This window comes from Candidatus Competibacter denitrificans Run_A_D11 (genome assembly GCF_001051235.1).
Lineage (GTDB): Bacteria > Pseudomonadota > Gammaproteobacteria > Competibacterales > Competibacteraceae > Competibacter_A > Competibacter_A denitrificans.
This window is the reverse complement of the sequence record NZ_CBTJ020000071.1, coordinates 22,011-34,488: the sequence shown is the minus strand read 5'-3', so window position 1 is coordinate 34,488 and position 12,478 is coordinate 22,011. Positions and strand designations below refer to the sequence as shown.

At 57.7% G+C, this 12,478-nt stretch carries 11 protein-coding genes; 8 read left to right on the top strand and 3 right to left on the bottom strand.

Going from position 1 to position 12,478, the window contains the following annotated elements; all coding sequences use genetic code 11:
- Positions 1 to 19 precede the first annotated feature (19 nt).
- From hemC to BN873_RS13370, 5 genes are all read left to right on the top strand, one after another.
- Positions 20 to 952, top strand: a complete 933-nt coding sequence (gene hemC / locus BN873_RS13390) for a hydroxymethylbilane synthase (protein ID WP_048674495.1) — start codon at positions 20 to 22, stop codon at positions 950 to 952.
- Positions 953 to 965: 13 nt separating this feature from the next.
- Positions 966 to 1,766: a uroporphyrinogen-III synthase gene (locus tag BN873_RS13385; RefSeq protein WP_048674492.1), complete on the top strand. Its 801-nt coding sequence runs from the start codon at positions 966 to 968 to the stop codon at positions 1,764 to 1,766.
- Positions 1,763 to 3,178 carry a uroporphyrinogen-III C-methyltransferase gene (locus BN873_RS13380; RefSeq protein ID WP_082161288.1) on the top strand — a complete coding sequence of 472 codons (1,416 nt, stop codon included), beginning with the start codon at positions 1,763 to 1,765 and terminating at the stop codon, positions 3,176 to 3,178. Before BN873_RS13385 ends, BN873_RS13380 begins: the two co-directional genes overlap by 4 nt.
- A complete protein-coding gene (locus BN873_RS13375) occupies positions 3,175 to 4,452 on the top strand; it encodes a heme biosynthesis HemY N-terminal domain-containing protein (RefSeq protein WP_048674484.1) in 1,278 nt (425 codons plus the stop codon). Before BN873_RS13380 ends, BN873_RS13375 begins: the two co-directional genes overlap by 4 nt.
- Positions 4,453 to 4,607: 155 nt before the next feature.
- Positions 4,608 to 5,762, top strand: coding sequence for a TRAP transporter substrate-binding protein (locus BN873_RS13370; protein WP_048674481.1), 1,155 nt, complete (start codon positions 4,608 to 4,610; stop codon positions 5,760 to 5,762).
- 65 nt (positions 5,763 to 5,827) lie between these two features.
- On the opposite strand, the gene BN873_RS13365 is transcribed toward BN873_RS13370, so the two are convergent.
- Both BN873_RS13365 and BN873_RS13360 read right to left on the bottom strand, forming a co-directional pair.
- Positions 5,828 to 7,291: a TRAP transporter large permease gene (locus BN873_RS13365; protein ID WP_048674478.1), complete on the bottom strand. Its 1,464-nt coding sequence runs from the start codon at positions 7,289 to 7,291 to the stop codon at positions 5,828 to 5,830.
- A gap of 1 nt (position 7,292) precedes the next feature.
- A complete protein-coding gene (locus BN873_RS13360) occupies positions 7,293 to 7,826 on the bottom strand; it encodes a TRAP transporter small permease subunit (protein WP_048674475.1) in 534 nt (177 codons plus the stop codon).
- A 159-nt stretch (positions 7,827 to 7,985) separates the two neighbouring features.
- Between BN873_RS13360 and ubiD the strand changes: the two genes are divergently transcribed.
- Together ubiD and BN873_RS13350 are read left to right on the top strand one after the other, a co-directional pair.
- The gene (gene ubiD, locus BN873_RS13355) at positions 7,986 to 9,449 is read left to right on the top strand and encodes a 4-hydroxy-3-polyprenylbenzoate decarboxylase (RefSeq protein ID WP_048674473.1); all 1,464 of its coding nucleotides are present in this window, start codon (positions 7,986 to 7,988) and stop codon (positions 9,447 to 9,449) included.
- Between the two features lie 70 nt (positions 9,450 to 9,519).
- Positions 9,520 to 10,542, top strand: coding sequence for a CDP-6-deoxy-delta-3,4-glucoseen reductase (locus BN873_RS13350; protein ID WP_048674470.1), 1,023 nt, complete (start codon positions 9,520 to 9,522; stop codon positions 10,540 to 10,542).
- Positions 10,543 to 10,583: 41 nt separating this feature from the next.
- Here BN873_RS13350 and BN873_RS13345 read toward each other — a convergent pair whose 3' ends face one another.
- Positions 10,584 to 11,552 (bottom strand): HpcH/HpaI aldolase/citrate lyase family protein, encoded by a 969-nt coding sequence (locus BN873_RS13345; RefSeq protein WP_242434437.1) that lies wholly within the window; start codon positions 11,550 to 11,552, stop codon positions 10,584 to 10,586.
- A 220-nt stretch (positions 11,553 to 11,772) separates the two neighbouring features.
- Here BN873_RS13345 and BN873_RS13340 point away from each other — a divergent pair, with 220 nt between their 5' ends.
- Positions 11,773 to 12,474, top strand: a complete 702-nt coding sequence (locus tag BN873_RS13340) for a TIGR00266 family protein (RefSeq protein WP_048674469.1) — start codon at positions 11,773 to 11,775, stop codon at positions 12,472 to 12,474.
- Positions 12,475 to 12,478: the final 4 nt, after the last annotated feature.

Below are 12,478 nucleotides of genomic sequence, written 5' to 3'. Positions count from 1 at the left end.
GGCATAGTTTAGCAAAACCATGGATTCCGATACCCTACGCATCGCCACTCGCAAAAGCGCCCTCGCCCTCTGGCAAGCCGAACACGTCGCCGAACGCCTGCGGCAGGCCCATCCCGGTTTGCGCGTCGAATTACTCGGCATGGTTACGCGCGGTGACCGCATTCTCGATAGCCCACTCGCCAAAATCGGCGGCAAAGGCTTATTCGTTAAGGAACTGGAGGAGGGTCTGCTGGAAGGTCGCGCCGATCTGGCCGTTCATTCCATGAAAGATGTACCGATGGCCTTTCCCGATGGCCTGGGTTTGGCCGCTATTTTAGCGCGCGAAGACCCACGGGATGCCTTTGTCGCTAACCGCTATGCCAATCCAGGCAGCTTGCCCACCAATGCGCGAGTCGGCACCTCCAGCCTACGCCGACAATGCCAGTTGGCGGCCCATTATCCCCATTGGCGAATCACCAGCTTGCGCGGTAACGTCAACAGCCGGTTGGCTAAACTGGATGCCGGGGAATTCGATGCCATCATTCTGGCCGCCGCCGGCCTCCAACGATTGGGGCTGGCCGACCGTATCGCCCAGATTTTGCAACCGGACTTCAGCCTACCTGCCATCGGCCAAGGCGCCATCGGCGTGGAATGCCGCAGCAACGATGCCAAGGTCCATAACCTGCTCGCTGTGCTCGACGATCCGCCCACCCGATTACGCTTAACCGCAGAAAGAGCGTTCAATACCCGCTTACAAGGCGGCTGTCAGGTGCCTATCGCCGGTTATGCCGTCCTGGAAGGTGACGAATTATGGCTGCGTGGTCTGGTCGGTGAGCCAGACGGTACCCAGATCATCGCCGGTGAGGTGCGTGGACCAACCCTGGCGGCCTCCGCGTTGGGGATAACCTTGGCGGAAGATCTGCTGGATCGCGGTGCGGACGCGATTCTGCAACGAGTTTTTGCTCTTTCTTGACGGTCATCGCGCAATGACCTCTTCGCTGCACGGCTTGGGCGTGTTAGTGACCCGACCGGAACACCAAGCAGAACCGCTTTGCCAGTTGATCGAGCACCATGGAGGCACGGCCATTCGCTGCCCTGCCCTCTCCATCCAGGAACCGCACGACTGGAATCTGGCGCTGACTGCGTTTGGCCGGCTGGCACACTACCGGCTGGCGATCTTCACCAGCCCCAATGCCGTAGAACGCGCCTTGCCGCTCATCCAGACATACGGTGGCTGGCCTCCCACCCTAGAAATCGCCGCCATCGGTCGAGCAACTGCCCGCAGATTGACCCAAGCAGGGATCGACCAGTGCCTGCAACCGACGGCCGATTTCACCAGCGAAGGGCTTTTGGCGCTGTTGGGTCCTGAGCAAGTGGCCGAACAGGCCATCCTCATCGTCTGTGGCGAAGGGGGTCGGCCGCTGCTGGGTGATGTCCTGACCGAGCGGGGCGCTCGCGTGGATCGGGCCACGGTGTATCGACGTGAGCGGCCGGTAGCGGATGCCGGATTGCTTCTGGAACATTGGCGGTGTGGTGCAATCGGCGCCGTGGTCATCACCAGCACCGAGAGTTTATTGAATCTGTTTGATATGCTAGGCAAAGCCGGGCAAGATGCTCTCCAGGAAACCTCATTAATCGTGCTCAGCGCCCGTACCCGACAGACTGCGGCGGAACTCGGTTGCCGCCACCTTCTGGTCGCCGACGAGGCCAGTGACGAAGCGATCATCGCCGCGCTGCTCAAGCTCGCGGCTACCTCTTCTCCAGCTCAGCTTGGTAACGCGATATGACAGAGACAACATCGGATAATGTCACCACGAAGGCTGCGCCGATAGCGGCGGCCACCACCGCTCCCCCCACCCGTACCGCAACAAGCCCTCCACCCAAGGGCGGTCGCGGTTTGGCGAGCTTCGCACTGCTCTTGGCGTTGGGCGCTTTCGGCGGCAGCGGCTACCTTTGGTACCTATGGCAACAAGAACGCGCCAGCCATCCCGCCCGCTTGGAGGCTGCCGTCAAGCAAGCGACTGCCCAAATCAATCCAGAACTGCAAGCGCTGAAAACCCAGTTGCAACAGGTCCAGGGTTTGAAGACGACACTCGATCAAGCCCGCGCCGAAAGCCAGGATCTCAAAGGCCAAGCGCTTGGCCTGGCGGGTGATTTGCAGCCACTCAAAAACGCCATGGAGTTACAGAAAGGCGAGAATGAGGTTCTCAAGGGCGAGATTAAACTGCTGCGTGAAAACTCCGACATCCAAAAAGCGGAGGCTCAAAAGCAGCGCCAGGCACTCGAAGCGCAAGTGCAGGCACAGCAGACGCAGCTAGCCAAAGTGGACGATCAGTTAAAAAATGCCCGCTTGGCCGATACAGGGCTGGCCGAAAGCCTGGAAACCCTGCGAACCCTAGCCACTAAGGGTGGCGACATAAATGCTTTTCCGCTGGCTGAAGTCGATTACCTGCTACGGTTGGCGGATAGCAAGCTCAAGCTCGAACGTAACGTCCCCACAGCCCGCTTAGCGCTAGAGACCGCCCAACAGCGCCTGAAGGCCGTTGATGAGAGCGCCATGGCCCCCCTGCAAACCATGCTCGGTGAAGCGATCAGCAGCTTGCGTGGCGCGAAACTTCCCGACTTTTCTGGCTTAGCGCACAAGCTCATGGAAATGGGCGTTCAAGTCGCCAAGCTACCGATTAAGATCGATTCAGGCGTGCCGGATATTAAAGATCGGGTCAAGCCCTCTGCAAACGCGGCGATCAGCCCGGATACCGCTGGGCTGCCTTGGTGGGAACGAGCCGGCGAGGCAGTCTGGCAACAATTCAAGGATATCGTGGTGATCCGTCGGGTCCGTAGCGAAGCACCGCCGCTGGTTGCCATGGAGGAGGAGTTTTTCTTGCGGCAAAATCTGATGCTGGAACTGGAAAGTATGCGAGCAGCCTTGTTACGCAGTGACGCTCAAACCTATCAGGATTCTGCTGAACTGGCCAACAAATGGCTAAACACCTATTTCGACACGCGCGACTCGCGTGTCAGCACGCTCCTCGCCGAACTGAAGGCCGTGCGTGAGGTGGAATTTAACGTCTATCTGCCTGATCTGACCGGTATCCAACAGGCTTTTAATGAGGTGCTAAGCCGCCGGCAACCGATTCGTGCTGCGCGGGAAGCAGCTACGGTAAGCCAACCGGCCCTCGGTCGGGAGGGACGGCCATGAAAGTGCTGTTTGGCACCATCATCACGCTGTTCGTCTCGGTCTGGATCGCCCTTTTCCTTCGGCAAGATCCCGGTTATGCCATGGTCAGTATTGGTCAGTGGACCATTGAGACCAGCTTCGCCATTTTCATCATTACGCTGTTTCTGCTGTTTGGCGTTTTTTATTTCCTGGTTCGATTTGGCATCCGCTTTTGGCGGTCGCCTGCACTGACCTCAGCCGCGAGTCGTCGGTGGGAACAACAGAGAGCACGCCAGTTGTTTGATGAGGGCCTTCAAAAAATGGCGGCGGGCCATGCAGCGGCGGCCGAGAAAGTACTGTTGAAAGGGGCTAGCGGTAGCGAAATGCCCGCCCAGCATTATCTGACTGCCGCACGGGCCAGCCACCAAAGCAGCGAAGAAAAATGGCGGCGGGATCTTCATCTGCGCAAAGCCGAAGAGTGCCAGGGTGCTGATCCAGTGACGGTCCAACTCACTCGGGCAGAGTTTTTGCTGGATGACCAAAAACCTGAGCAAGCGCGCCCGCTCCTTGAATCATTGCACACCTCGCACCCGCGTCATCCGGGCGTATTGCACTGGCTGGCAAAAACCTACCGGCAAATGGCTGCCTGGGAACCCCTCGAACAACTGTTAGCCGAATTGAAAAAACAGAATGTGCTCAGCAACCAAACCTTTGTGGAATTGCAGCAACAAACCTATCACGGTCTGCTGGAAAGCGCGGCAGCCGGCAATTCGCTGGAACGTCTGCGTGCGTTGTGGAAGCGAGCACCAGCGGCCCTGCGCGAAGAAGATGAGGGATTTCTGGTTGATTATGCGACGGCACTGCGCGACTGCGAAGCAATCGATGATGCCGAGATCCTGCTACGTGAAGCAATCAACCGGCGCTGGAATGCCAAACTGGCCGTCGGTTACGGCCTGCTCGGTCGCGGCAACGCCACCGCCCAATTGGCTACGGCGGAAGGCTGGCTCGCTAAACACGGTGAAGACCCTTATCTGCTACTCACCCTGGGTCGGCTGGCCAAACGCTGCCAACAAAATGACAAAGCTCGGGACTATTTGGAGCGAAGCATCAAGCGATTACCCACCCCGGATGCTTATCAAGAATTGGGGGAACTGGCGACCTCGCTGCACGAGCTGACCTACGCCAGCCAATGCTTCCGTTCCGGGCTGCAACTGCTGGTCGGCAACCCGCCGGAGAAACAGGGAGCAATGCTGTCAGCCACCGATGCGGCCCAATTACAAGGCCCCGTGTCACCCCCTGCCCCAGCGGCGACCTGATCAGCTAACCCGTAACCCCAAGCCGACCGCCTCGTTCAATCGCTCGATTCACCCCCGACAGGTGAAATCCTGTGAACATCTGATAAATTTAAGAGACAGCCGGCCAGCGCTTTAGCTGGCCGGAACGTTGTCAAAAAAATCGTGTGGAGGAAGACATGCAACGTCGTGAGTTTATGAAAAAAACGGGTTTGGGTTTAGCGGCTGTCGCGGCCGGCGGAACCATACCCGCACTGGCCCAGACCCCTGCCGCAGCCCCGGCCCCGGCGCCGGCGCCAACCCCCGCTACTGCGGTGCAAGGAACTCCGACTATTGAATGGCGGATTGCATCAAGCTTCCCCAAGAGCCTTGATACCATTTACGGCGGCGCCGAGGTGTTGGCGAAACGCATCGCCGAGCTGACCGACGGCAAGTTTAAGATGCGCGTTTTCGCGGGCGGCGAGATCGTCCCACCGTTTGGGGTGCTGGATGCTGTGCAGCAGAATACGGTGGAATGCTGCCATACCTGCGGTTATTACTTTCACGGCAAAAACAAAGCCTTTTCCATCGATACCGCCATTCCGTTCGGCCTAAATGCGCGGCAAATGAACGGTTGGTATTATTACGGGGAAGGGCTAACCCTGGCGCGCGAATTCTTCGCAAAATACAACGTCGTCAATTTCCCCGGTGGCAACACCGGCACCCAGATGGGTGGCTGGTTCCGCAAAGAAGTCAAATCGCTGGAAGATCTTAAGGGCTTGAAAATGCGGATTCCAGGCTTTGGCGCTGAGGTATTTTCGGCGTTGGGTGCGGTTCCGCAAGCCTTGCCGGGCGGTGAGATTTATCCGGCGCTGGAGCGCGGCGCTATTGATGCCGCCGAGTGGGTAGGACCCTACGACGATGAAAAATTGGGGTTTTATAAAGTCGCCAAGTTCTACTACTACCCCGGTTGGTGGGAACCAGGTCCACAAATCAGTTTTTTGATCAACAAGGAACAATGGGAAAAACTGCCCAGAGCCTATCAAGCGGCCTTTGAAGTCGCCGCTACCGAGGCCAATCTTGGCATGATGGCGGCCTACGATGCCAAAAACCCGCCAGCCATCCAACGCTTGGTGCAAAACGGCACCCAACTGCGGCGCTATCCGGACGACGTATTAAAAGCGGCTTACGATGCGGCGCAAAAGATTTACGCTGAAGAATCGGCCAAGAATCCGGATTTCAAAAAGCTGTTTGATTCCCTGCGAGCCTTCCAACAGACCTCTGATATTTGGTTAGGGTTGCCAGAAGGCGCGCTATCGGGCTTCATGCAGGCTCAATTGCGCGCTAAGAAATAGCCAATCTCGGCCATTGTTACGTAAAACCCGGACGCCATTGCGGCATCCGGGTTTTTTGTTGCCCTCTACTGAGCCGGTTTCTGCAACCGGTTAAACAAATCGGCGGTATCGTCCGGTTGTTGGTCGGTTCTACCGCCAGCCTGTCCCTCTTCAGGCGCCAGAATCTGCACCGGTGTCGCCCCCCCCGAATGCACCGGACGATCCAAACCCACCGTGACCAGGGATGGAAAAATAATGATCAGCGCGACCATGATGACCTGAATGACCACAAATGGCACCGCTCCCCAATAGATATCGCCAGTCCGCACCTCCGGCGGAGCAACGCTGCGCAGGTAGAACAGGGCGAAACCAAACGGCGGGTGCATGAACGAGGTTTGCATATTCACGCCTATCAGCACGCCAAACCAGACCAGATCAATGCCCAACTTCTCGGCGACCGGTGCCAGCAGCGGCAAGATGATGAAGCTGATCTCAAAGAAATCGAGAAAGAACGCCAGTAAGAACACCATGGTGTTGACGACGATCAGGAACCCCAGTTGACCACCGGGCAAATCCAGCAACAGGTGCTCAACCCACAGATCGCCATTGACGCCGCGAAAAACCAGGCTGAAGACGCTGGCACCGATCAAGATGAAAATCACAAAGCTGGTGATCTTGGCGGTGCTGTGCATGGCCTCCACCAGCATAGTCCGGTTAAACTTACCTTTGGCCAAGGCCAGCCCCAAGGCGCCGACCGCCCCCAGGGCACCGCCCTCGGTTGGGGTAGCCCAACCGATGAAAATGCTGCCGAGCACCAGAAAAATCAGCAGCAACGGCGGAACCATGGCTACCGCCACCCGCCGGAGCAGCGCCCAACCGCGCACGGTGCGCGCCTCCGGTGGTAAAGCCGGCGCCAGCTGCGGTCGAAATACCGTGTTGAGAAACACCCATATCACATACAGGCTGGTCAGGATCAAACCGGGAATAAATGCCCCCTTGTACATGTCGCCCACCGAGCGGCCCAGCACATCAGCCATGACGATCAGCACCAGAGAGGGCGGGATAATCTGGGCCAGCGTACCGGAGGCGGCGATCACGCCGGAGGCAAGCGCCCGGTCATAGCCATAACGCAGCATGATCGGCAGGGAAATCAATCCCATAGCGATCACTGAAGCGGCGACCACACCGGTAGTGGCGGCTAGCAGTGCGCCGACAAAAATCACTGCATAAGCCAATCCGCCCCGTATGCCACCGAATAGCTGGCCGATAGTATCGAGTAATTCCTCAGCCATGCCGCTGCGTTCAAGCACCAGCCCCATGAAGGTGAAAAACGGGATGGCCAGTAGAATCTCGTTTTTCATGATCCCGAACACCCGGTCGGGAAATGCTTGCAGCAAGTTTGGGGTCAGCAGGCCGAGCTCGATGCCGAGCAGCCCGAAGGCTATGCCCACGGCCGCTAACGAAAAAGCAACTGGATAGCCGATCAGTAAGAACACCACCAGCGCCGAAAACATGATCGGCGCCATGTTGGCGATAAGAAATGCAGCCATCTCAGTGCCCTCCCCGAAACTCAGGGAGCGCCCGATGCCCTGTCAACGCCGCGACATTTTTAATGATCTCAGAAATGCCTTGCAGGCTCAGCAGAGAGAACGCCACCGGAATCGCCAATTTGAGCGGCCACCACAGCAAACCGCCAGGGTTTGGTGAACCCTCACCCGTGCGATAGGCGATTAAAAAGAAATTCCAGGAGTCAAAGGCAATCAACAGGCAAACCGGCAACAGGAACAGCAAGCTGCCCAGAATGTCGATCCATAACCGGACCACCGGCCTGAGCCGGGCATACAGGATATCAATGCGGACATGACCACCGACTTGCAGGGTCCAGGCCGCGCAGAAGAGAAACACCAGCCCAAACATGAACCATTGTGCTTCTAACAAGGCATTGGAACCCCAATCAAACCCATAACGCAGTGTAGCCGCCAAGGCGCTGATCAAGGTGCAGCACAGGATCAGCCAAGTCATCCAGCGGCCAATGGCCGCGTTGAGCACATCAATGGCTGCCGCCAAGCGGAGCAAAAACTTCATGGTGTCTCCCAAGATCAGGCGAGGCGTGAATGGTATGACGAGTACGTTTATGCTCCGCAAGTCTAGCGTGTGAAAGCGAGCGTATCACCCTGGTTCGCTGGTAGAATTTTTGTTCCACGATCTGAACGGGCCTTTTTACGGCCTGATGAGAACTGACGAATGCAATATAAGGATCTGCGGGACTTCATCGCCCAACTGGAACGGTTGGGTGAACTCCGGCGTATCGCGGTAACGGTAGACCCGAATCTGGAGATGACTGAGATCTGTGACCGGGTGCTGCGCGGCGGCGGCCCGGCGCTGTTATTTGAGCATCCCAAAGGCCATACCACCCCGGTATTGGCTAATCTATTTGGGACACCAAGGCGGGTGGCCTTAGGCATGGGAGCGGACGAGGTTGCAGCGCTGCGGGAAGTCGGCAAATTGTTGGCTTTTCTTAAGGAGCCTGAACCACCTAAAGGGCTGCGCGATGCCTGGGAGAAACTGCCAGTTTTCAAGAAGGTGCTCGACATGGCGCCGAAAAACGTCAGTCGGCCCGCATGTCAGGAATGCGTCCGTGAAGGACCGGCGGTCGATCTGCCCCAGCTACCGATCCAAACCTGCTGGCCGGAAGACGCGGGGCCGCTGATCACCTGGGGGCTGGTGACCACCCGTGGCCCACACAAGCCACGCCAGAATCTTGGTATTTATCGCCAGCAAGTGATCGGTCGAAACAAGGTAATCATGCGCTGGTTGTCACACCGGGGCGGGGCGCTGGATTTTCGTGAATGGCAACAGGCCCATCCCGGTGAGCCGTTTCCGGTCGCTGTGGCGCTGGGCGCCGATCCGGCCACGATTCTGGCGGCGGTCACCCCCGTACCGGATACGCTGTCCGAATATGCATTTGCCGGTTTGCTGCGCGGTTCTCGCACCGAACTGGCGCACTGCCTGGGGAGCGAATTACAGGTACCGGCCTCGGCGGAGTTTGTCCTGGAAGGCCATATCGCACCGGGTGAAACCGCTTTGGAAGGCCCTTTTGGCGATCACACCGGTTACTACAACGAAACCGATCACTTTCCGGTCTTCACTGTCGAGCGCATCACCCACCGAGAAAACCCGATCTACCACAGCACTTATACCGGCCGACCACCGGATGAACCGGCGATTTTAGGCGTGGCGCTGAACGAGGTCTTCGTACCCATTCTGCAAAAACAATTTCCTGAAATTATGGATTTTTATCTGCCACCGGAGGGCTGTTCCTACCGATTGGCGGTAGTATCACTGCGCAAGCAGTATCCCGGTCACGCCAAACGGGTGATGCTGGGCATTTGGTCCTTTCTGCGTCAGTTCATGTACACCAAGTTTGTCATCGTCGTAGATGATGATATCAATGCCCGCGATTGGAAAGACGTAATCTGGGCAATGACTACTCGCATGGACCCAGCGCGGGATACCGTTACCATTGAAAATACGCCGATTGATTATCTCGATTTCGCCTCGCCGGTATCCGGTCTCGGTTCAAAGATCGGCTTCGATGCCACCAACAAGTGGCCAGGTGAAACCACTCGCCCCTGGGGACGACCCATCGCCATGACCGAGGCGGTTAAGCAACGGGTGGATGCCCTTTGGGGAGAGCTAGGTCTATAGGGCCAGCGAACCGCTCACCACCTATTGACTCTAACAGCCCGCACCCATTGCCTCACGAGTCCAAGCCATCATGCCTTATCGCGTTACGCTACAACCCAGTGGCCGCCTGCTGCAAGTCGCCGAAAATGAGCCGATTTTGGATGCGGCCCTGCGAGAGAAAGGGGTCATGCTACCTTACGGCTGCCGGGCCGGTACCTGTTCCGCCTGTATGGCCAAGTTGGTCACGGGCGAGATCGCGTATCCAGATGGACGGCCACCCGGCCTTAGCGAACGTGAGGCGAGCGAAGGTAAAGTTTTACTCTGCCAGGCCAGACCACGCTCAGATCTGGTGATCGAAGCGCGCGAGATCAAAACCAGCGGCGATATCCCCATTAAAACCATGCCCTGCCGGGTGGAACAGCGAGAGTTACTGGCCCCAGACGTACTGCGACTTTACCTGCGCTTACCGAGCACCGAACGCCTCCAGTTTCTGGCCGGGCAGTATGTGGATATCCTGCTTTCGGACGGTCGGCGGCGTAGCTTCTCGCTGGCTAATCCGCCACATGCCGATACTTTGCTGGAATTGCACGCACGGCAGGTGCCCGGCGGTTTTTTCACTGGCTATCTGTTCGAGAGGATGAAAGAGAAAGCGTTGTTCCGCTTTCAAGGGCCGCTGGGAACCTTTTTTTTGCGGGAGGAGTTAGCGTTTCCCATCATTCTGATCGGTGGCGGCACCGGATTTGCGCCACTCAAAGGCATCTTGGAGCACGCTTTTCATATCGGGCTGGATCAACCCTTGCACTTCTACTGGGGTGTCCGGGCAAAAGTTGATCTCTATTTGGACGAGCTGCCGCGTCAATGGATGCGAGATCACCCGAACTTTCGCTATACCCCAGTGCTGTCGGAACCCCGCTTGGAAGATGACTGGCAAGGTCGCACGGGCTGGGTACACGAAGCGGTGGCCGCCGACTATCCGGCGTTGGATGGGCATACGGTTTATATGAGTGGCCCACCACCGATGATCAAAGCTGCCAAGGCAGTGTTCGCTGCACAAGGCTTACCCGAAGACCGCTTGTTCTACGATTCCTTCGAATTCGCAGCGCCGGTTCCGTAATCTGCTCTGTAGCGCACCATCAGAGAATCCGACGGCCCCCATCAGGCCGCCACACCGAACACCCCGGCCCGCGCCAGCACGCCTGTTGCCCACCGCCAGTGGGTGGCAGGCTCGCAAAACGAATCATTACGCCGAAACACCGCCGCCGCATCGGGGGCCAGCACCGCTTTTGCCGTCTCGTAGTCATCCAACGCGACCCGATACAGGGCCTCAATCACTGGAATTTGCGCTGGATGAATCGCGGTTTTGCCGACCAAGCCATGTTGCAAATCGGCGGCTACCTCGCGCGCCAGCACCTCTGGCGTGTCGAGATAATCGAAGACCGGTGCGCTCAAATGATAACCCGCCGGATGGAAAATCCGCACCAGATCGGCGATGGTATCGCGCAAGGGTGTGTCGTAAACCGTCGCGCCCCGGCCCCGCCGAATACCGAGCAGGTTTAGCAGATCGTTGCCCCCGATCCGCAGACACAAAATCTGCTCGTGCAACTCGTTATCCGCTAACCGATCCCGCACTAACTCCATCTTGCGATGATCGAAAGTTTCGACCGTCTCCAGGATCGGCAACAAATAATGCTGGCTCTTGCGATGCTCCCAGACTCGCAACCAGTCATCCAGATTGTGCGGCCCGAATTTGGGCAAGGCGAACCCTTGAATTCGCTCGATCCCCTCCAACTGCAACAAGCGCCACAGCACCATCGGATTGCGCGGCCGAATAAAGCGCAGCAACGCAGACGGCTCCAAGACCGGCAACAAAGCCGCCACATTGGCAAGTGCACGTTCCAGATCCCGACCATGCACTGAATCTTCGGTGCAAAAAACCACCGAGCGCAAGCCAGGTAACTTGATGCCGTTAGCGATAGCCGCCAAATCCGGTCGGGTCGCTGGGATATACAGAGAGGCGCCCAACCGCATGGCCATCAAGCCACGCGGTGCAACGAGCGGTTCGGTGCAAGCCTGCTGGAGAGTATCCGGCAGATTCATGCACAAATCCGGTGAAACCGTACTCATCGGCTTAGGGTTCCGCCAGTCTCAAAACCGACCCGTGAGGTTCGGTTACCACACCTTCCCGACAGATGCCTGGCATGTCACACCTCACTGTTTTCTGGTGCTCGCTATCGATGCAAGATTAAATAGCCGATTATCTACCCGTATTATGCCGAATGCGTTACGCGCTAAATCCACCGTCGGCTTATCCTGCCCCCTCATCTATTTTATACAAAGGTGCGCCATGCCCACATTTACGATCACTGGTGATATCGACCCTTTCTTGCACGTTTCGCTGCGTAAGGGCGAAAAGCTTATCTGTGAATCCGGTGCGATGGTTATGATGGAAACGCCACTCGACCTACAAGGCAAGATGAGCGGCGGCTTTGGCCGCGCACTGATGCGGCGTCTGACCACCGGCGAATCGTTCTTCCAACAACATATCGAAGCGACGCGCGGCGATGGTGATTGCTTGCTCTCGCCCATGCTGCCGGGTGCTATCCAGATGCTGGAGGTTGGCCCACAACGCTACACCCTCAACGACGGGGCCTTCGTCGCCGCGACCGCCGGCATTGATCTGACCACCCGCACCCAACAGCTCGGCAATGCCCTATTCGCCCAAAGTGGGGGCCTGTTCGTGCTGGAAGCCAGCGGCAAGGGTCAACTGGCCGTCTCCGGTTTCGGCTCCATCTTCGTGCTGGATGTGGAACCAGGCAAGGACGTAATCATTGATAACGCCCATGTCATTGCCTGGGACAGTGGCCTGCATTACGAGATTTCGGTGACAACTGCCAAAACCGGCGCCGGCTTGCTCGGCAATTTATTGAACAGCGCGACCAGCGGCGAGGGCGTGGTGTTGCGTTTTGCCGGCGCTGGCAAGGTGCTGATCTGTTCACGCAACCGTGAGAGCTTCCTGGCCTGGGCGCGCGGGGCCGCCGCCGGATAAAAAG